This is a genomic window from Nostoc sp. DSM 114167, assembly GCF_052692655.1.
The window spans coordinates 1382062-1402265 of sequence record NZ_CP195116.1 but is presented as its reverse complement, the minus strand read 5'-3'; the positions used below and the strand labels follow the sequence as shown (position 1 = coordinate 1402265).

Sequence of the window (20204 nt, the reverse complement as noted above, 5' to 3'; positions counted from 1 at the left end):
TGTATATTAGCACAGTAAACAACGCTTGAGATCCTAACAGAGGAATAAAAAATGCTGGAATTATTGGGTTCAGGTTTGGTGTCGCTTTGGCTGGAAATGGCTGGAGTACAAATCAAACCTCTAGATGCCTTAGATGCACTAACTTGGCAAAGTAGCCCTGGCTTTGTTCTTGCCCCCGATCCAAATCCAACTGGGGCGACTACGGTGCAGGAATATTTGAAAAAGCTGATTACATCAAAAGTGGTGGCGCAAAATCTGGCTGAGAGTCAGGGAATTTGGATGCAGTCAGGACCAATGCTGATGGCAAATCACCAAGGTACGACACCTCTGCCGGCTGCTTCTTTAACTAAAATTGCCACTTCACTAGTTGCTTTGAAAACTTGGGGACCAGATTACCAATTTGATACTTTGGTGAGTGTGACTAGCCCAGTGGTAAATGGAGTTGTGCAGGGCGATTTGGTGGTTACAGGCCGTGGCGATCCTTTGTTTGTTTGGGAAGAAGCGATCGCTCTTGGTAATACTCTCAATCAAATGGGCATCAAGCAAGTAAAGGGGAATTTGATTATTACTGGCAGTTTTGCCATGAATTTTCAACGTCAGCCAATGCTAGCTGGTCTGATGCTCAAGCAAACGCTAAATCGTGCCACTTGGGGACGCCCTGCGATTTACACCCACTCAATCATGCCCAAGGGAACACCCAAGCCTCAAGTTGTCATTGCTGGCGCGGTGAAAGTTGAGGCGCAACCAAACCCCCAACAAACTTTGTTACTGCGTCACCGCTCATTGCCCTTGAGGCAACTGCTCAAGGAAATGAACGTTTATAGTAACAACGATATGGCAGAGATGCTGGCAGACTCTGTGGGGGGAGCAACTGTAGTCCAATCAACTGCTGCTAATCTGGCGAGAGTGCCACAAGCGGAAATCCAGTTAATCAATGGTTCTGGATTGGGGCCGGAAAATCGCATTTCCCCCAGGGCTGTGTGTGCCATGTTTATGGCTATTCAAGCTGAGGCATCTGCCCATCAACTGAATCTAGCTGACTTGTTCCCGATGTCTGGATTCGATCATCGGGGGACACTACACACCAGACACATTCCCCTGGCGACTGTGATCAAAACTGGTACTCTCCGGGATGTGAGCGCTTTAGCGGGAGTGATGCCCACACGCGATCGCGGTTTGGTTTGGTTTGCTATTATCAACCGTGGCACAAATGTCTGGGGTTTGCGGACTGGACAAGACCAACTCTTGCAAAGTGTTGTCAAACAATTACAATTACCTCTAACTGTTCCTGTTAACCTCACTCCCCACTCAGCCATTAACTCTTTACCCCAGCTAGGTGCAGCTAATCGCAATGAAATTTTATACAAAAGTTAGGGACTTCCATAGTCTACAGTTAGAACAGAGAGCGGACTAATCTTATTCGCAATCCAAAAGTTTTATTGATGGGTAAAAACCGAACTTGTAAAGGGTAAATGTCCATAATAGCTTTTGGGTTAAATTTTCTATTAAGTTGATTACAGGTAGTTCGCAAAATACCCTAACCCCAATAGGGGAAAGAGCAGGCGAAACCTGAAATAAAAATAACTGTAAATAGATTTGTCACGACTAAGCAACAATTAAGCTTATAAATTAGGTTGTGATTATGCGATTTCCCAAAATATCTCGGTCTCTACGTCAACTCACTACTCATGTTTTAGCGATCGCGCTAGGAGTTGTGCTAGCGATTAGCACATTGCAGGTGTTACCCTCCCAAGCCGAACCAGCACCCACAATAACTGCTGTTGATACTTCAAATCTAATTGCTCAACGACAATCACCAGCTAGTGCTGCGATCGGTAGCAGTAGCTTTGTTACAGCAGCAGTGAATCGTGTCGGTTCAGCAGTTGTCCGCATTGATACTGAACGGACAATTACTCGCCGCGTCGATCCATTTATGGAAGACCCCTTTTTCCGTCGGTTTTTTGGTGACGGTTTCTCCCAACAGATGCCGCCGTCTGAGCAGTTACGCGGTTTAGGCTCAGGTTTCATTATTGACAAGAGCGGGTTAGTTATGACTAATGCTCATGTGGTCGATAAGGCCGATAAAGTAACAGTCCGACTCAAAGATGGCCGCACCTTTGAAGGGAAAGTTCAAGGTATTGATGAAGTCACAGATTTGGCAGTAGTCAAGATTAACGCTGGTAACGATTTACCAGTCGCGCCTTTGGGTTCTTCCACTAATGTCCAAGTAGGAGACTGGGCGATCGCAGTCGGTAATCCTTTGGGATTTGATAATACTGTTACCTTGGGAATTGTTAGTACCCTCAAACGTTCCAGCGCCCAAGTCGGTATTAGTGACAAACGTTTGGATTTCATTCAAACAGACGCTGCTATTAACCCTGGTAACTCTGGCGGGCCACTACTGAATGGTCAAGGTGAAGTAATTGGTATCAATACAGCCATTCGCCCTGATGCAATGGGTATTGGCTTTGCCATTCCTATTGATAAAGCTAAAGCGATCGCTGCGCAACTACAACGCGATGGCAAAGTTGCTCATCCCTATCTAGGTGTGCAAATGCTAACTTTGACACCCGATCTCGCCAAGCAAAATAACACCGATCCCAACTCTCCAATTCAGATACCAGAAATCAATGGTGTTTTTGTTATGCGAGTTGTTCCCAATTCTCCAGCTGCATCTGCGGGTATCCGACGCGGAGATGTAATTCTGCAAATTGATGGTAAAGCTATTACCAGTGCTGAACAATTGCAGAATGTTGTGGAAGATAGTCGTCTTGGTCAAGTATTACAGGTAAAAGTGCAACGAGGTAATAAGACAGAGCAGCTTTCAGTCCGCACAGCCGAGTTGCAAAATGCTTCGTAGGGGCAATATAGCCTATTTTAATTGTGTGGAATAGTAAGGGCACAGCATTGCTGTGCCCAAAATGCGTATAGTCTATAAAGGTTTTTAACCTACAAAGGTGGGTAAAGTCTCCTGTAGCCGCAACTTCCAGTAGCCAAGACGAGTAACAATTTAGACTTTTCAAACATCCTCTTTGAATAGAAACTGCGATCGCACATCGCAGTTTCCGGTGCTACTGGTTTCCTCTTCTAAGAAACAGAAATGTTTCTTTACATCCATTGGGAATGCGATCGCTTCCTCAGACAGTTTTGATAAGTTGGAATTGATGGGTTGCGATGCCTACGGCGGGCTACACCTAAGCATTGGGGGAGCTAACACTTTCGGTCACTTATTACACGTAATAGCCCTTTCGTGCAGTGGTTTATGACTCATAAGCCGAAATTTCAGCTATAAGTTTTTATCTCGATTACGAAATACAGAACAACCATGTGGTATGTAAGTAAATAAAATGCCACCTTCTGGAGTTAGTACATGGAACCACTTACTGCTGGTGCGATCACGCTTGTCACTCTGCGAGGCTTTACAATTGTTGACAGCACTAGTGGGTATATTACGGGTATAAAAAGAACAAGTTGTAGCAAAACAATTATGTGAATGGTTAGGTTATCTCCCTCTGGGTTTGGAATTGGGGCGAAGGTATGTGGCTCAAAAACCTCCCAACTACAAGTTAGCTTCTATGCCGGATGAGTCGAACTTGTTCAGCATTTAAATGGCGGCGATAGTAGAGAGCCAAGTTATCGTTCCAGTGACATTCTGCAAGGATTTAGAGGCGTTTGAACCATAATATTGCTGAAGTTAATTGGAAGCATAAGCACGTAAAAACAGCAATATTATCCTTCCACCGACAGTTTCAGATTTAAACACTATTTTGAGTTACTGGTAAAAATAAAGAATCTCTGATTTCTTGCCGTACTTCCCGCTTAACATAGCAATCACTGTTTAAGCACTCAAGCAACATTTTGTTTGCATTGTAATACTGTTTCAGCAAAAATTTCTGTTGAACACTGAACTGCCAATCATGACCAATGTTGTAAAACTCAATCAGTATCTTCCTGAATTTTTTAGTCCAGTCATCTCCATTAACTTGCCACCACTCTTTAAAAAAACTTTTGTCTTTACTAAAGTCAGGCAACTTTAGCATAACTGTTTGCAACATCTTTTTATCTCTTAAACCTGGTATAGTAGTTAAGTTGCAGGCTAAGTCAATTGCTAAGTTACGTGCCAAGTCTCGTGTAACAATAAAGTCACGAATAATAGGAGACGTGATAGAAAATTGAGAGGAAATATCATTAACAAGTTGATTATCTAGAAGTTGCACTAACTCAAGTACTCTATCAAGATCAGGTTCAGAAGAGAGTGTTTTTGACCTAGTTTTTGGAATATCTCTAGTTAGGTCACAACCGATGCCAAAGTAGATACATCGAATTGCTTCTGGTTTATAAGAGATATAGTCAATTGACTTCTCATGCACCCAAATTAAAAATTTTTGCAAATTTAGATCATTAGCCAAAATATTATCTACCTGTTGCTTAAGTAGCTTCAACAGCCGTTCTGCATTCGGAAGCATTCCCAATGCTAGTAACAAAACTTCACGCCAGCGTTTTTCTGTAATATGAGTAGATAGGTCACGTAATACTTTTTCTAATTCTTGAGGCTCAGATGTAATTATTATCTTTCTAGCAGTTAAATATTCTTGAAAAGTAAGATGAGAAAAGGAATAAATTCCTCTTGCTCTTTCTACTAATAGTCCATGTTGTGCTTCTATGGATTTCAATACTACTTCGCTATCTAGCTGCAAAGCTTTTGGATCTGTTCTAGCATCTGGCAGATTTCGTATATACTCAGCAATACAACGCTCAACCTCTCTTTGTTTAAAGAAGTAATCTTTCCGTTCAAAAGTAGTAAAAGCAACTGAACTAAGCAGATCCTCTTTACGTGGAATGGAAAGATTTCTATAAACTTGATCTCGTTCTATATTACGTTGGGCATCCCATTTTTTTAAAAGAATTGAAACTCCTTCCTTGTAGAGTTCCGAACGGTTTATAGGAAAATCTGCTGATTCCTCAAAAACTAAGCAGAGTAGTGTTAATAAAAGTGGACTACTTGCCAATTCTCTAATTGGTTGATTTTCTAATAATCTAGCTAAAAACTTGCTACCCTTAACCGAATCCTTGAGGTTAAACCAGTTTTTTACAAAGGTGTGAATTTGTTGTTCATCAAAGTCTGCAACTTCAACTTCTACAAAGTTTTGAAAAATATATTCTATTGCTGCAATTCGACAAGTAATTACAAAATGATTATATAAACTTTTTGAGGAAATTTATTAGAGAGAAAAGTAAGACCCTGATCCAAATTTTTTAGCAATTCGGGATATTGTCTGGATAGCTCTTTTTCTCGGTCTTCAAATTCCTTTGTCGCTTCATCATATATTTCTTGATATTTTTCTAATTTTATATTATTTTTATTACGCAATTCTTTTGCTTCTTCAATTTTTCTATCCTTATTAGTTGTTATTTCTTCAAGTTTTCTAGCGCGTTTATTAAGTAGAGAAGATTGCTCGATTTTGAAATCTTTGGAAAAGAAGTACTGCTCAGAAAAGAGATTAATTTGTTTAATAACATGGTCACTGTCTTCTTCTCGCACTTCATCCAACCCATCTAATAAAATTAAAATTCTTCCATGCTCAAGTAAAGTGCTTACTTGAGCATGGTCTACGTCGTAGGCAGAAAATATCTCACTAATAAAGCATAGAAAATCTGGTTGGTTTTTGGCTTCCGCAAAGTCTTTAAGCGTAATAAAGATAGGTATTCGTTTGGCTTGGAAGTTTTCCCAAATGCATTGGATAGCTAGATACTTCAGGAAGGTAGTCTTTCCTGCACCAGGTTTACCTAAAACCATTAGCTTAGGATAACGTCCTACTACATTTAGTCCCGGTACTCGTTTTTCAGTTACTTTACCCAAGCCACGTCGATCAAAGCTATCAGAATCTGGGTCAAAACTTTTCAACAGCTCATCAATTTCTACCCACCGCCGTCCTGTAACTGTTTCTAAAATATTGACATCTGTATAAATATCACACAGCCCAATGGGATGAGTCATATCTAAAACCCGCATTAAGCCACATTGCTCTTGTATCTTAGGTTTTATTTTCTTACGTACCTCTACTAATAAAGTATCAATGTCAACTTCTTGCTGAGGATTTAATTTAACGTCAGATTCTAAGTTTATAGCAATCATTTTCCAGTCTAGCCCTAACCTTTCGCAGATTTGAACAAATAGACCGCTATCAACTGGTTTGCCATTGAAGAACTTGCTGACAGGTTGACGGCTGACCTCTAAAGCATTTGCTAACCGTTGCTGAGTTGAAAACTTTTCGATTAAGGCTACCTTAGCAGCTTGAATACCTTTTGAAGATGCTTGGAGTGATCGCTCAGTCATATCCTCACGGTAAACTTTTACCTATTTTAGCCACATCATATAGAAGTCATCAATCACACATACATAAGTTATACACTCTGCAAGCCTTGTCTTTACGTCATCCAGGTGAGCCTGTAGGAGCAAACATACAGTTAACACGTATGGATACTCTCCTAATTTTTGGTCTATGGTTAATTCAGAAGTCTGGCGAGGTTGTCCTGAGTAAGCTGCTAGATAAGCTGCTCAGTGGGCAAAACCTGAAACGGTTAGTAATTTTTTTCAAAATACAGATATTAATTTTTTACCTGAATTGGGTCTTTCTAAAAACATCATTAAAATCTTTACCAAGCCAGCAAGAAGAGTAAATTTAACTTCAGCTTTGGCACGATCTGACTCATTCCACGTTAGAGCCAATACGTGTAATTAATGGCTATATATATTGATGTGGCGTTGAGCCGACAATCGTGTAATTTGGGTTTAGATGGTACAGAGTAGAGCATATACTCTGAAAAAAAGCCTCCCCGATCTTAGAAAAACAGGTAAAACGGCTCTTTTCTAAAGACAGCCAATTACTTGTAGTAAGTTTAGGGCTACCAGTGCTGCGAAACTTCCTTCCCCAGTGAGGGCTATGACCCTAAACATAACTTAGGCGATCGCTACAACGACTCTAAATCACTTCCCAACAACTAATATCAGACCTTCATGGGCTAGTATCGCTTGAGGAAAAGCAGATTTAATATCGACTTGCACCCGATCGAGAAAGTCATCATGGTCATCTGGGTGATGATGAGAAATAGCTAGCTGTTTGACGCCAGCACTCAGAGCTGCATTCACCGCAGCTTGCCAGAGTAAATCAGCAGAATCATGGTTGTGAGATGTCGGCGGAGTGTAAGTGGCATTGGCAATCAGCAAGTCAACGCCTTGAATAAACTCTAAAATCCGCTCTCGCTCCACTTGATCGGCATTTTGGTGCAAATCTGTGATATAAGCAACACTATACTCTTGCCAACTAACTCGATAGCCAACTGACCGCTGAGTTTGATTAATTAATGCAGTGGTAATGGTGACATCATCTAACTTTACGTCACTTTCTGGGGTCAGATTGTAAAATTGCAATTCTGACTGCATTACCTGTAAAGGGTAAGGAAAGTGCGGCTGGAGCATCTGATCGTACAGACATTGTTTGATTGAGGCTCCATTGGAGGCAGCTGTGCCGTAAATATGGAAGCAATTTTCCCCAATAAATGCAGGAGCAAAAAAGGGAAATCCTTGAATTCGGTTTGATTGGCAGTTGGTAAAAAATAAATGGGCTTCTAGTGGCTGTTGCAGTTCTTGCCAAGTTTTACCCAATATGCGTAAGCCAGTACCGCCATCAAAAATCAAGCGTTTCCCAGCCACATATATTTCTACACAAGCAGTATTACCACCATAACGATTGGTGTTGCTACTGGGAGTAGGAATTAAACCTCTGACACCCCAAAATTGCACGATAAATTCACCTGCTGGGCTACTGGGCAGGGTAGATGACTTTTCTGTTATGTAGCTCTGGGAATCCGACAACTCAAAATTTGACATTTTCCTTGAAATTAGACCTTACTGAGCAGGTCATCGTAGCGCCGCACTTCCAACAACCTGTTTTTTTCGTCCACAATGACTACCGTAGGAGAGTAACTTTTTAACTCTTCTGGAGTAAACTGCCCGTAAGTCATTATAATCAAGCGATCGCCAATAATGCCTAGACGTGCCGCACCTCCATTTAGCTCAATGATTCCTGAATGAGCTAGAGCAGGGATCGCATAAGTAATAAAGCGCTGGCCGTTGGCACTATTAACTACTTGCACCTGCTCATAAGGTAAGATACCAGCTTTTTCCAAAAGGATTTCATCAATGCTGATACTACCCACGTAGTTGATATTTGCCCCTGTAAGGGTGCAGTTATGAATTTTTGCCAAAAGGAGAGTACGCTGCATTCTGGTTTGGGTTTGGTGGCAGATTATAAAATCCGTAACAAGGGAAAGTTAGCAAAGTGAAGTGAGGAGTTAGGAGTGAGGAATAAAAATTCATAACTCTTAACTCTTAACTCATGTACAGACGCGATTAATCGCGTCTCTACTCCTAACTTTTCTATTATCCTCTATAAGCTCTGACGGATTTTTCAACTAAAGCTGCAACCTTGTCTACATCTTGCCAACCGAGAATTTCAGTCACCTTTTTTTCTAAATTTTTATAACTACGGAAAAATTCAGCAATTTCCTCTAAGCGGTGTGGTGCTACGTCATTCAGGGATTTTACCTGAGTGTAGCGCGGATCTTTGTCAGGAACACAAAGGATTTTTTCATCGCGATCGCCACCGTCAATCATCTCCAAAAAGCCAATTGGTCGCGCAGCAATAATACAGCCGGGAAAGGTCGGCTCATCAATTATGACCATACCATCTAGGGGATCGCCATCATCAGCCAAAGTATTAGGTACAAAGCCGTAGTCATAAGGATATTGTACTGAGGAATAAAGTACTCGGTCTAGAGCAAAAGCTTGTAGTTCCTTGTCGTATTCGTATTTATTTTTACTTTTGCCAGTAATTTCAATCAGAACGTTGATTAGACCCGGTTTTGGTTGGGCAGGAATACGAGATAAGTCCACAAAAAACTCCTCTGATAACTGTGAATCATGGGGGCACTCTGTCAGCTTCGCTCCCCGTGTAGAATTTTAGGGCAATATGGATCTCTTCCCAAGGTATTTATTCCAGGGCATGGGGCCGTTGGGTACAAGAAGCAGAGGTGCGGAGGGGAAAAAATAGAAAAAGCGTTACGAAGTTTGCTCGCAACGCTTTTTCCAAGAGGGTATTATGGATATTCTCCGCCCTTAATTGCTGTTAGGGGGATTTCTGTCCTAACTTTGTTAAGACAACTGAAATCTGGAGTCACACAATCCAGATTTAGCTTATTTTTGACTAACTACACCCACATCTTCAGAGATTGTCTACAAAATCAGTGTTCTGCTTTTTTGTAGATATCCTCATGAGAAAATGCGACTATGAAGCTCGATCAATCTTGATTTCTTTGTATATTTTGGATCAGAGGTTGCTGGTTATTTTGAACATTGGTTGAAGAATAGTGGGCGATGACAAATACGGGTAGGGTAAGAGTCAATAGAGCGATCGCAGTTCCCACAATGTCTGCCAAACGTTGGGAATATGTATCGGCATTGGCAGACTGGCTATTTGAATTCATACAAAATTGAAGTTCTTCGCAACACTGTGTAGGTTTACTCTCTCAGTGAGAGTATTAATGCTATTTTAGCTATTTTTAAACTGTAAAATGTGTAGCATTCTACAATTTAAACCAGTTATACAACTGTCATAGTAGGCTTTTTATACATAGAATTCTTAAGACAAAGTTACAATTAAACAAATTATGTTTTATTTTGTAATTAATATTTTCAGGTGTTTCTTTGTATGGTGTAACGGGTTGCATACGCAAAGCAAACTTTGACAGCATCATAAGTTACATTTTTTCGCTGATTAAAGATTAATTAGCAAAACATATTTATCCGATACTTCATGATTATAACATTCTATAAAGCTTTTGATAAGGTCATTTTACTGGAATTGCTAATTTGTGATACAGGACACAAAACCGCAATTGCACTGATAGATATTCAGTGCAATTGATTGTTATATAGTAGTTATACATAAAATATTTGACACCAGAGAAGAAATAGTAGTAACGATTTTTGTAACCAATGATAACTACCGAATAAACACAGATACATTAACTGTATAAGGAAGAATGGATTCAGTGATATCACTAAACAAATATTTAAGAATTTCAATTTTGCAATCTATGTAATATCACAGCCATTTTGTCAATCTACATAAAGATAGAGTAAATAAGTTTGAGAAAGTGGCCTAGAGGTATAGTAAGTTATTACCAAATCCCCATATCTGAACAAAATACCTAATGCCAATTTCCAGATCCTAAATCCGTATAACTTTTTGAATAAATCAAAATCTCAGACGAAAAATTGTATAACAAATTAATCAGCGAAAAAAACCGCCACTAAATATAATAGGGCGGTTTAGTTAAGCGATCGGAGGGTAATTACAGATTATTCTGCTAATAAATGAAATTGCTGTAACGACGTTTGCACTAAATTGGGCATTGAGCAAAACAGTGCTGAGTGCTAAGTACTGTTAGCGGATAGCTAGGGTTTAGCCCGTGCTGAGTTAGGAGTAGAGACGCGATTAACCCTTATCCGTAGATGAGTTAGGAGTTAAGAGTTATTCTCCCCCTGCTCCCACTTCGGCTACGCTCAGTGACCACCTGCCTCCCTGCTTCTTCATCTCCCCGCCCCCTACTGCCTTCCATAAACACTGATTGGTTCCTTGATAAATCGGGTGTAAAGATGCTTAAAGGTAGACTTAATGACGCGGGGCATACCAAAATCAATGGGCATTAACTTGTCTGGTAGCCGCCAATCTTCTATTTTTAATAAGTCAGGATTTAAATGTGGAAACTCTATGGCAGCAAGTTCTGGACAAACTCCTAGCCTTTGAGAAGCTGCAACTGTGGGCACTTGTTCAGGAGAAACATTGAGGATTTCTACCATTGCCCGATCTAAGGCAAATATATCTGATGCGGCTGCTAAAATGCCCAGTTGGCGAGGTTCCCCGTTGCTGGGGCCATTACCTTCGTGACCGATGATGCCATCTAATATGGTTAAGTCAGGGTTAATCGCTCTGGCAGTTTCTACTAACATTTCACCAAATCTATTCGCGTCTTTTCCCGCTTCCATGTGCCACCAAGCTTTCATTTTGCCGGGGACACAACCAAACAGGTTTTTTACGCCCAGTGTTAATGTCAACTGAGCATGTGATTTAACTTTCGGTAGGTTAATCACTACGTCTGCTTCCATTGCTTCTTTAGACAGGCGCAAATGGTTAAAATTATCACTAACGGTTTGGTAACGCTGACCGTGAAAATCGATGATGGGAAGATTGAGTTCTTCTAAAATAGGCAGATAGCCATTTGCTATTGCTACGCCCTTGGCACTACCAAAAGCAGGACTATCGCCCAAAAATGGCTTACCGCCAACATCAATTACCATTTGGGCAACTTCATAAACTAGTTCGGCACGGGTGATACACTCTTTACTAGGACGCGATCCGGTAAGTAGATTCGGTTTGAGTAAAACGCGATCGCCTTTTTTGACAAACGCTGCTATTCCTCCAAAAGGTTCCAGCAGTGTGACTAAGGATTCTCGTAAAGCCTCTCGTTCGTAAGATGTAGCTCGAATGAGACTAACAGCTGGTTTTTGAGTCTGCATAGTATAGGTAGGGGATAGAGGGAGAAATCAATTCAAAATTCAAAATTCAAAATTCAAAATTGAAGAAAAGACTAAATAAAAAGTAGCTAAAGCTTCACGCAGGGTCAAGAATGAGGGGACAAGGAGAATACCATGCCCTACCCAATGCTCCATGCCCCATAAACTATTATTCTGTTTTGAGCGGTAAGATACCACTCATTTGTTCTAGATTTAACACTGTGGCTAAATCTGTTTCATTCATTAATCCTCGTTCTAAAACAATTTGCCGCAGAGATTTACCAGTTTCTAAAGATTCTTTGGCGACAGCTGCGGCATTTAAATAACCGATATGGGTATTTAGTGCGGTTACTAAAGCTAAACTGCCTTCGGCATAAGCTAAACAACGTTCTCGATTGGCAGTAATTCCCTCAATGCAGCGTTCGGTGAGTGCAGCGATGGTATTGCCGAGAATTTCGATACTGTGAATTAGGTTATAGGCAATTAGCGGCATCATCACATTTAATTCTAATTGTCCGGCTTGTGCGGCTAAAGCGATCGCACTATCGTAACCCATCACCTGAAAGCACACCATTGATGTCATCTCTGCCATGACTGGGTTATATTTCCCTGGCATAATCGAGGAACCGGGTTGCACTGGAGGCAGTTGAATTTCTTTCAAGCCTGTTTTTGGCCCCGAATCCATCAACCGTAAATCATGAGATATTTTGGCTAAATCCTGGGCTAAATTCCGCAAAGCACCGGAAACATTTACAAATGGCGCCATACTTTGCATAGCTGCCATGAGATGGGGTGCAGGTTCTAAAGGAGTATCAATCAATTCTGAAATAACTTCTACCACGCGGGCGCGATACAAAGGATGAGTATTTAATCCCGTTCCGGCTGCGCTACCTCCCAAACCCAGCACCATCAAATCTCCAGAGGCGGTATAAATTCGGTTTTGGTGTTCTGTAAGAATTTGCGCCCAAGCTCGAAAATTCTCACCCAAACGCACGGGTACAGCATCTTGTAAGTGGGTTCTGCCAGATTTGACGATATCTTGAAATTCTACAGCTTTGTTTTCTAAGGATGCGATCGCTCCATCTATTGCTGGGTGTAATGTTTTAGATAATGCCAATAAACCACCGATGCGAATTGCAGTCGGAATCACATCATTGGTAGACTGTCCATAATTAACATGGTCATTGGGACTAACACGTTTGTAATTGCCCTTTTCTTCACCAAGTATTTCTAAGGCGCGATTTGCGAGAACTTCGTTAACATTCATGTGGTGGGATGTTCCAGCACCCGCCTGATAAACATCCACAACAAATTGATCGCGGAACTTCCCAGCTAAGATTTCATCAGTTGCTTGCACAATCGCCTGACTAATATCTTGGGGAATACAATTTAGTTCTCCATTCACAATTGCTGTAGCTTTTTTAATTATCAATCCAGCATCTACGTAAGTAGCTAAAGGCTTTATGCCACTAATGGGGAAGTTTTCAATCGCCCGTAGTGTTTGAATGCCGTAATAAAAGCTACTAGCAATTTGGCGATCGCCCATCGAATCGCGTTCGATGCGGAATTGAGAGTCTGTGTATTCAGTCATAGTATTGTTTTAAGAGAGCTTCAGAAAACAGATTTTCCCACGCTTAGGGAGAAAGTGGGGAGAATTAGAGACAAGGTGACAAGGGGGTAAACAAAACTCCTAACTCTTGTACAGACGCGATTAATCGCGTCTCTACTGTTAACTCTTAACTCAGCACGGGCTAAACGCCCCGTTGACGCTAACAGCACTCCTAATGCCCAATGCCCAATGCCCAATATCCTATGACTCTACCCAACTGGATTACCTTCTCTCGCCTTCTGGGTGTACCATTTTTGCTTTATGGCTTGTACAACCCCACACCACAAGCTAGGTGGATATGTTTGGCGATTTTTATCGTTGCGGCGTTAACTGATTGGTTAGATGGCTATTTGGCGCGGAAACTCAACCAAATTAGTGAGTTGGGTAAATTTCTTGACCCCTTAGTGGATAAATTTCTGGTACTAGCGCCATTGATGGTTTTGATTGAACTAGAAAAAATACCTGCTTGGGGAGTGTTTTTGATTTTAGCGCGAGAATTAGCGATCGCTGGTTGGCGAGTAAATCAAACAACAATTACCGGAGCGAATATTTGGGGTAAACTCAAAACTATTAGTCAAATAGTTGCGATCGCACTTCTAATTGCACCCCTACCTGAAGTGTGGCAAACTCCCTCTATAATTGCCTTTTGGATTTCTGTTGCCCTAACTTTAATTTCTGGTGGTATTTATCTTTTGCCGCAAAATCCAATTAAGGAAAATACTCTATTAGATGTAAAATGAACCAGGAATAAGCTACACAGGAATATTGGCAACAACCTCAAAACTCGGAATTTCGAGATCAAAACTCGGAACTTTGAAATCAAAACTCAGAACTTCAGGATCTGAACTGGAAACTTCGAGATCAAAACTCGAAACTTGAGATTCAAAACTCGGAACTTCACGATCGCAACTGGAAACTTCGAGATCGGAACTCGCAACTCGGAATTTTTAGAATTTGCAAACAAGTAAAGAGTCGAGTTGAACGAATGCGAGAGGCAATTTAGCGCTTCACTTTTACACAGCTAATACTTTATTTCTCAAAATCATAGCTAGGTAATCCGGTAACATCAGTTTGGAGAGCAAACAAATCACCTGAGTAGAAACTTTTTTCAATTTCCGCTTGGCTGAGTCCAACTGAAGCAGTGGTGATGTAGAGTGTTTGCAAATTCTCGCCCCCAAAAGTACAGCTACTTGGCACTTGCACAGGTAGCTTTAGCCGCAATATCTCTTCGCCCTTAGAGCTAAAACGAATCACACACCATCCATCCCACATAGCGGACCAAATATGTCCTTCACTATCTATTGTCAACCCATCTGGATAGAAAGATTCATGAGTTAAATCAACAAAAATCCGGCGATTAGTAATGCTACCTGTAACTGAATCAAAATCGTAAGCATATATCTTTTGCTCAGGAGAATCTGTTAAGTAAAACGTCTTTTGATCCGGACTCCACCCCAGACCATTAGAGATAGTCAATCCCGTTTCCATGATATGCAATGAACCATCAGCATCATAACGATAAAGACTAGCTTGGGGTTTTTCTAAAGAACACATTGAGCCGAACCAAAAGCGGCCTTGGGGGTCACATTTACCATCATTAAAACGGTTATCTGGCAGATTTCCTTCAATCTCCAAAATGGGAGTAACTTCGCCTGTCTGGGTATTGAGGAATGCCAAGTGATGACGTAATGTCATAATTAATCTATCTGCACCTGCTGTTGCGATCGCACCTACTACATCTCCTACATCAAAAAAGCAGTTTTCCCCCGTAATAGGATTGAACTGATGCACTTGATGGTTATAAATATCAACCCAGTACAGTAAGCTTCTGGTACAGTCCCAGATGGGGCTTTCACCTAAACGGGCACGGGCTTGTAGAACATTGTGGAGTGGATATTGTCCCATAAGCAGTTAATTTAAATATTAAATGAAGTATACATCTTTACCCAATGTCAACTCAATCTCTACTCTTAAGTTCTTGGTTTAACTTATAACAAATGGATTTTATGCGTTTGATCGTTATTTTTATTTTAACCCATTTTGATAATAATAATTTGAGTTGAATTTTACTATAATTTTTTCTTCTAAATCAGAATTACATTCTAAATCTCTATCTTCATCCAAAAAATAAGCATTTTGTTTATAGCATTCCGTAATTATTAAAAGAAAATCTTTAATACCTTGACAAATTATATATAGAACATCATCTTTAGGAGTCCATACAACTGATTGATTGTCTGGCAAAGTTCTGACGCAATAGTAATCACCTCCGCTACCATATAAAAAAGGAATCATATCTGGTTGCCATCCCCAATAGTCTGGATCTTTATGTACGCTATGCAAACGATTTATAACGCTATCTACTTTATCAATTTCGATTAAATTGTATCCAGGAAGTAAGTATGTAGGAAAATTAAAATTATTAGGAAGTTCAAAACAACATCCTTTAACACATGAATATATAGCGATTAAACCTTCAGGAATTGGATGAGTTGTAATGCTATTCTGAATTTCATCATCGAGTAAACCATCTTTTAAAACAGCAATGTATCCAGGTCTTTGATTTTCAATAATTTCTAGAAGATTTCTGAAATATTGTTGAATATTTTCGCGTTCATTCATTTTCAAAAATTTGTCTTTTGATTTTTGCCAAACCTTTATCGCGATCTGTTAACTTAAAATTAGTCGGTCAGGATTCCCGTTATGTACCAAACAGACCCCCCTCGTCCTTCAAAAGAAACCCTACCAACAATGTACGATCTTCCCAGTGAATACCCAGAGGACTCTGGTTTGCCTGACGAATTTCACCTTTTTCAACCCCAACTTCTGCGCGAAACCTTCTGTCCACAGCTAAATAGTCATTTTTCAGAGAATCTTGTAAACCAGAAATAAAATCATATTCAGGATATTTATCTTTTGCCACAAAAAGCTAACACTGCTGATTGAAAACATCTCTCGATAAATTTATTTTTTATCACCAAAATTTTACGAAACCGAAATTATAGATGAACAACGGTAATAACGAATAAATCATCGTTATTTATGTACATTTATCTGTATTTAAGGAACTACAATTACAGGAGTACCTATTGTCACCATTTCATACAATTTTCGCACGTCCTCATTATACATACGAACGCAACCATGAGAAATTGCCTTCCCTACAGAGTCTCGCTTGTAAGTACCATGAAATCCGATTTGGTCTTTTCCATCAGTCCAAAATCCAATCCAACGTTCTCCTAGAGGATTCTCTAAACCTGGAGGAATAATTTCTGTGTAATTAACAAATGGATTTCGCCAAGTTGGGTTTTTAACCATATTAAGCACTTTAAATTTGCCTGTAGGCGTTTCCCACTTTGGTTTACCAATAGCTACGGGATAGCTGGCTTGTAAAACATCCCCCCGATAAACATAAAGTTTTCGTTGTTTGAGAAAGAGTAGTAAATGGATATTTTGCTCAGAAGTATTAGGAGGGGTTGTCTGCACTGGAAGCTTTAGCCTCAGCAGTAAACGCATCATTCGCTCAGAAGTGCTAGGAAGATTTGGCTGCGCGGGAGGAGAGTTCAGTTGACTAATTATTGTCTTCTCCGTTACTCTTTGCTCAATTGTAGTTTTGGCAATAGCACGTAATTGAAGCCAGAAAAGCAAAGCAATTGAGATTAATCCAAACTTGAGAACATTACGATAATACACACTATTGTTCATAATCTATTGCATTAAATTTATAAGTTTATTATAAAATATTTAATTTTTAATTTTGCTTTTATTTATTAATAGTAATTCAGAACTCAAATTTCAACTAGTTTGAAGTCTGAATTCTGAATTTTTACTCAACTATTTTGCAAAATCTCACTAATCAAATAAGTTTTATCCTCGTCCTGGAATGGGATATGTTGGCTCTGTGGTATTGCCATTATTTGAATTAGTCGGCTTTTTAGTATTGCCAGTGTTTGAATTAGTCGGCTTTTTAGTATTGCCAGTATTTGAATTAGTCGGCTTTTTAGTATTGCCAGTATTTGGATTAGTCGGCGTTGTGGTATTGCCAGTATTTGGATTAGTCGGCTTTTTAGTATTGCCAGTATTTGGATTAGTCGGCGTTGTGGTATTGCCAGTATTTGAATTAGTCGGCGTTGTGGTATTGCCAGTATTTGGATTAGTCGGCGTTATGGTATTGCCAGTATTTGGATTAGTCGGCGTTGTGGTATTGCCAGTATTTGAATTAGTCGGCGTTGTGGTATTGCCAGTATTTGGATTAGTCGGCGTTGTGGTATTGCCAGTATTTGAATTAGTCGGCGTTGTGGTATTGCCAGTATTTGGATTGATTTCGTCAGAAGCAGGTGGTGTTGCTGGCTGTGAATTATTTGGTTGTGTGGTGTTATTAGTAGGTGTTATCGGGTTTTTGATTTCGTCAGAAGCAGGTGGTGTTGCTTGCCCTGTGCTATTTGGTTCTGTGGTGTTATTAGTGGGTGTTTCTTGCTTTGTAGATTGTCCCAATCCTATTTGTGGGAGAATCGCAAAGCTGAAACAAGAAGTTAAAAAGAGTAAAGAAACTGCACTAGAGATGAATTTTGATTTTTCACATTGCTTTTGATTCATTTTTCCTTATTCCTTGATGTCTGCTGTTTTACGGTTAGTTTATCATTAAACTAATCTTTACTAATTTCAAATATTAAAATCTACCCAATATAATATTTATATTTACTTTTGATTACATGATATGGATATGTTGTCTCCTAACAAATTACCTTTATGCCAAATTCCACTTTTAGAAGATCCATTTGCCGGTTTAAATACTCCTTCCCCCTCACATTCATAATCTTTGAAATTCCCTCTATACTCATCACCATTTTTCCATCTTAATTTTCCTAGACCGTTAGGCCGATCGTCTACGTACTGACCTATATAATATTCATATACATTTCCACCTATAAATGAAAATCTTCCACAACCATCACGCTTATGATTTTTGAAATCTCCATCATATCTATCACCATTTTTAAAGACTAAGATTCCCTTACCGCTGAAGTTATTATTCTCATCAGAAGAGCCATAATAGCTGATATTATTCTTAAACTTTCTATCTGGTTTATCTGGTAATTTTGGTAAATTTAATTCTAATGAAGATAGTTTAGCATCACACGGTAGTTGAGTAAAGTTTTCGGTCGTTTTGGTAGACAATAGAATTAAAGGAGCTAACACAAGTATTGCAAGTATTCCTGCTCCTACTCCAGTTGTAACTAAAACTTTTTGGCGAAATGGTAATTTCCACGACGTTGTTGATTTTGATAGTCTTGGAGATACAGAATTCAGTGCTTGCAAAGCCTCGCTTGCTGTTTGGTATCGCTCACTAAATCTTTTACGCACCATTTTAGTTAAAACATTAGCTAATTTATTGCTAACATTTGCTTCGTTTCGCCAAATTATTTCTCCATTGTTGCGGTCTTCTTGAAAGTCTTTAGGTAATTTGCCTGTCAAAGCTTGAATACCAATCACTCCTACTGCATAGATATCACTAGATAGTTTTGGCTTAGAATTAGCTTGTTCATCTGGCATATAGCCACTAGAGCCAATAATAATAGTTGAAGTAACTTGACCTTCAGAATTCGCCGCCAAACCTTTAATTTCTTTAACTGCTCCAAAGTCAATCAGTACAATCTTGCCATCCTCACGGCAACGCATCAAATTTTGGGGTTTTATATCACGGTGGATGATGTTCTGCTGATGAACGACAACTAAAACTTTTAGAATCTGTTGCAATAGTTGAACAATTTTATCTTCACTCCAGGGATTACCAGGAATGATTTCTGCTGCTAAATCATGCCCATCCACAAATTCTTGCACCAGATAGAATTCGCCATTTTCTTCAAAATGAGCAAATAGTTTAGGGATTTGCTTACTAAGATTACTTAAGCGATATAAAGCTTCTGCTTCACTCTCAAATAAGCGTCTAGCGAGCATCAAAACTTCTGGTTTGACATTTTTAGGTCTAAGGTGTTTGACGACACATTTAGGTTTGCTAGGCAAATCTAAATCTTCAGCTAAATAGGTGTCGCCAAATGCACCACTTCCCAAGCTGCCTAAGATTTTGTAACGTTTCCGAAGAACTGTATTCATTACCATCCATGTAATTTTATAGGATGTTACTTAACGTCTTGTATTACTTTTGGAAAACTAGAATTGCCCTATGCCCATTAATCTTAATTTAACTGTAAAGTATTTCCCTTACACTTAAAAGTTTTAGTTGTGTACTCATCTCCAATAGTTGGGGGAAAATCAAATTTAACTTTGTAAAAAACCTCAACTGATTTGCTTTCTTCATTTGGATCGAGAAAAGGTTCTTCAATATAGTCAAATTCTTTTGTTGTAACAACTCTTTTTATAGTGCTTGTTTTATCCCCTTCCCCTTTTATCGGAGGTTCTCGATCGCCTTTGTTAATTGTTGCGTGTAAAAATATTCCATCAGATATTGTCAAATAACCAGGTGATGATTCTCCACCATTAGGTTGCAGAACAAACCAACCTTTAGTTTGTAATACATCATCTAAAGCGATGAAGCTAGCAGCAACATACACAGGTTCTGAACATTCATTTTTTAATAAAAGCTTGTTATATGCAGGTTTTTTTTCTCTCAAGGCACGAACTTTTTCTCTATGTGCTATCTTAATTCTTCTGTTACCAGCATCATTCCATTGGAAAGTAATTGCCCACTGTAAAGTTAGTGTATTCATTATTACAACCCTGTAACTTTCTACAGGTAATTACAATTCAGTATGGTTTGATTCCTGAAAATATTATACAGATTTATAATTATGTTTGAATGATGTGTCATCGAATTTTAAACTTTTGTATTAATCAAGCAGAATCGGTCTAAAAGTATTAATCCAAATTATGAATTACCATATTTTGCGTAATTATTAATGGTCAATTCATGTGAAATTGACGATTGCCCTACGGGCA

At 39.4% G+C, this 20204-nt stretch carries 19 protein-coding genes; 5 read left to right on the top strand and 14 right to left on the bottom strand.

Features of this window, described 5'->3' with window-relative positions:
• Positions 1-51 precede the first annotated feature (51 nt).
• The 3 genes from NSTC731_RS05960 (at position 52) to NSTC731_RS05950 (ending at position 3266) form a co-directional block, all read left to right on the top strand.
• Positions 52-1374, top strand: coding sequence for a D-alanyl-D-alanine carboxypeptidase (locus NSTC731_RS05960; protein ID WP_445630000.1), 1323 nt, complete (start codon positions 52-54; stop codon positions 1372-1374).
• A 268-nt stretch (positions 1375-1642) separates the two neighbouring features.
• The gene (locus NSTC731_RS05955; RefSeq protein WP_445629999.1) at positions 1643-2860 is read left to right on the top strand and encodes an HhoA/HhoB/HtrA family serine endopeptidase; all 1218 of its coding nucleotides are present in this window, start codon (positions 1643-1645) and stop codon (positions 2858-2860) included.
• A 172-nt stretch (positions 2861-3032) separates the two neighbouring features.
• Positions 3033-3266: a hypothetical protein gene (locus NSTC731_RS05950; protein ID WP_445629998.1), complete on the top strand. Its 234-nt coding sequence runs from the start codon at positions 3033-3035 to the stop codon at positions 3264-3266.
• Positions 3267-3755: 489 nt separating this feature from the next.
• On the opposite strand, the gene NSTC731_RS05945 is transcribed toward NSTC731_RS05950, so the two are convergent.
• The 8 genes from NSTC731_RS05945 to NSTC731_RS05910 form a co-directional block, all read right to left on the bottom strand.
• Positions 3756-5009: an NACHT domain-containing protein gene (locus NSTC731_RS05945; RefSeq protein WP_445629997.1), complete on the bottom strand. Its 1254-nt coding sequence runs from the start codon at positions 5007-5009 to the stop codon at positions 3756-3758.
• A gap of 176 nt (positions 5010-5185) precedes the next feature.
• A complete protein-coding gene (locus NSTC731_RS05940; protein ID WP_445629996.1) occupies positions 5186-6337 on the bottom strand; it encodes an NACHT domain-containing protein in 1152 nt (383 codons plus the stop codon).
• A 651-nt stretch (positions 6338-6988) separates the two neighbouring features.
• Positions 6989-7891 carry an MBL fold metallo-hydrolase gene (locus NSTC731_RS05935; RefSeq protein WP_445629995.1) on the bottom strand — a complete coding sequence of 301 codons (903 nt, stop codon included), beginning with the start codon at positions 7889-7891 and terminating at the stop codon, positions 6989-6991.
• 11 nt (positions 7892-7902) lie between these two features.
• Entirely contained in the window at positions 7903-8286 is a 384-nt protein-coding gene (panD, locus tag NSTC731_RS05930) for an aspartate 1-decarboxylase (RefSeq protein WP_292729447.1), read from the bottom strand.
• Positions 8287-8443: 157 nt separating this feature from the next.
• Positions 8444-8956 carry an inorganic diphosphatase gene (locus tag NSTC731_RS05925; RefSeq protein ID WP_445629994.1) on the bottom strand — a complete coding sequence of 171 codons (513 nt, stop codon included), beginning with the start codon at positions 8954-8956 and terminating at the stop codon, positions 8444-8446.
• Positions 8957-9360: 404 nt separating this feature from the next.
• Positions 9361-9546 carry a hypothetical protein gene (locus NSTC731_RS05920; RefSeq protein WP_104905165.1) on the bottom strand — a complete coding sequence of 62 codons (186 nt, stop codon included), beginning with the start codon at positions 9544-9546 and terminating at the stop codon, positions 9361-9363.
• A 1123-nt stretch (positions 9547-10669) separates the two neighbouring features.
• The gene (locus NSTC731_RS05915; protein ID WP_445629993.1) at positions 10670-11641 is read right to left on the bottom strand and encodes a DUF362 domain-containing protein; all 972 of its coding nucleotides are present in this window, start codon (positions 11639-11641) and stop codon (positions 10670-10672) included.
• Between the two features lie 166 nt (positions 11642-11807).
• Positions 11808-13229 (bottom strand): aspartate ammonia-lyase, encoded by a 1422-nt coding sequence (locus NSTC731_RS05910; protein WP_445629992.1) that lies wholly within the window; start codon positions 13227-13229, stop codon positions 11808-11810.
• Between the two features lie 221 nt (positions 13230-13450).
• Here NSTC731_RS05910 and pgsA point away from each other — a divergent pair, with 221 nt between their 5' ends.
• Positions 13451-13987, top strand: a complete 537-nt coding sequence (gene pgsA / locus NSTC731_RS05905) for a CDP-diacylglycerol--glycerol-3-phosphate 3-phosphatidyltransferase (protein WP_445629991.1) — start codon at positions 13451-13453, stop codon at positions 13985-13987.
• A 289-nt stretch (positions 13988-14276) separates the two neighbouring features.
• Here pgsA and NSTC731_RS05900 read toward each other — a convergent pair whose 3' ends face one another.
• The 4 genes from NSTC731_RS05900 to NSTC731_RS05885 all read right to left on the bottom strand — a co-directional run bounded on the left by NSTC731_RS05900 (position 14277) and on the right by NSTC731_RS05885 (position 16952).
• Entirely contained in the window at positions 14277-15152 is an 876-nt protein-coding gene (locus NSTC731_RS05900; RefSeq protein WP_445629990.1) for an SMP-30/gluconolactonase/LRE family protein, read from the bottom strand.
• Positions 15153-15272: 120 nt separating this feature from the next.
• On the bottom strand, positions 15273-15869 hold the full coding sequence (locus tag NSTC731_RS05895) for an SMI1/KNR4 family protein (RefSeq protein WP_445629989.1): 597 nt from the start codon (positions 15867-15869) through the stop codon (positions 15273-15275).
• 79 nt (positions 15870-15948) lie between these two features.
• The gene (locus NSTC731_RS05890) at positions 15949-16170 is read right to left on the bottom strand and encodes a hypothetical protein (protein ID WP_445632277.1); all 222 of its coding nucleotides are present in this window, start codon (positions 16168-16170) and stop codon (positions 15949-15951) included.
• A 137-nt stretch (positions 16171-16307) separates the two neighbouring features.
• Entirely contained in the window at positions 16308-16952 is a 645-nt protein-coding gene (locus tag NSTC731_RS05885; RefSeq protein WP_445629988.1) for a L,D-transpeptidase, read from the bottom strand.
• Between the two features lie 196 nt (positions 16953-17148).
• On the opposite strand from NSTC731_RS05885, the gene NSTC731_RS05880 reads away from it, so the two are divergent.
• Positions 17149-17838, top strand: a complete 690-nt coding sequence (locus NSTC731_RS05880) for a hypothetical protein (protein WP_445629987.1) — start codon at positions 17149-17151, stop codon at positions 17836-17838.
• 107 nt (positions 17839-17945) lie between these two features.
• Here the strand turns inward: NSTC731_RS05880 and NSTC731_RS05875 are convergent, their stop codons facing one another.
• On the bottom strand, positions 17946-19361 hold the full coding sequence (locus NSTC731_RS05875; RefSeq protein ID WP_445629986.1) for a protein kinase domain-containing protein: 1416 nt from the start codon (positions 19359-19361) through the stop codon (positions 17946-17948).
• Between the two features lie 83 nt (positions 19362-19444).
• Entirely contained in the window at positions 19445-19975 is a 531-nt protein-coding gene (locus NSTC731_RS05870; RefSeq protein WP_445629985.1) for a hypothetical protein, read from the bottom strand.
• Positions 19976-20204 lie beyond the last annotated feature (229 nt).

Bases quoted from the DNA above. Each gene is read 5' to 3' on its own strand.
- NSTC731_RS05960 (WP_445630000.1), top strand. From the start codon at position 52: ATGCTGGAATTATTGGGTTCAGGTTTGGTGTCGCTTTGGCTGGAAATG.
- NSTC731_RS05955 (WP_445629999.1), top strand. From the start codon at position 1,643: ATGCGATTTCCCAAAATATCTCGGTCTCTACGTCAACTCACTACTCAT.
- NSTC731_RS05940 (WP_445629996.1), bottom strand. From the start codon at position 6,337: ATGACTGAGCGATCACTCCAAGCATCTTCAAAAGGTATTCAAGCTGCT.
- NSTC731_RS05935 (WP_445629995.1), bottom strand. From the start codon at position 7,891: ATGTCAAATTTTGAGTTGTCGGATTCCCAGAGCTACATAACAGAAAAG.
- panD (WP_292729447.1), bottom strand. From the start codon at position 8,286: ATGCAGCGTACTCTCCTTTTGGCAAAAATTCATAACTGCACCCTTACA.
- NSTC731_RS05920 (WP_104905165.1), bottom strand. From the start codon at position 9,546: ATGAATTCAAATAGCCAGTCTGCCAATGCCGATACATATTCCCAACGT.
- NSTC731_RS05915 (WP_445629993.1), bottom strand. From the start codon at position 11,641: ATGCAGACTCAAAAACCAGCTGTTAGTCTCATTCGAGCTACATCTTAC.
- NSTC731_RS05910 (WP_445629992.1), bottom strand. From the start codon at position 13,229: ATGACTGAATACACAGACTCTCAATTCCGCATCGAACGCGATTCGATG.
- pgsA (WP_445629991.1), top strand. From the start codon at position 13,451: ATGACTCTACCCAACTGGATTACCTTCTCTCGCCTTCTGGGTGTACCA.
- NSTC731_RS05900 (WP_445629990.1), bottom strand. From the start codon at position 15,152: ATGGGACAATATCCACTCCACAATGTTCTACAAGCCCGTGCCCGTTTA.
- NSTC731_RS05895 (WP_445629989.1), bottom strand. From the start codon at position 15,869: ATGAATGAACGCGAAAATATTCAACAATATTTCAGAAATCTTCTAGAA.
- NSTC731_RS05885 (WP_445629988.1), bottom strand. From the start codon at position 16,952: ATGAACAATAGTGTGTATTATCGTAATGTTCTCAAGTTTGGATTAATC.
- NSTC731_RS05875 (WP_445629986.1), bottom strand. From the start codon at position 19,361: ATGAATACAGTTCTTCGGAAACGTTACAAAATCTTAGGCAGCTTGGGA.
- NSTC731_RS05870 (WP_445629985.1), bottom strand. From the start codon at position 19,975: ATGAATACACTAACTTTACAGTGGGCAATTACTTTCCAATGGAATGAT.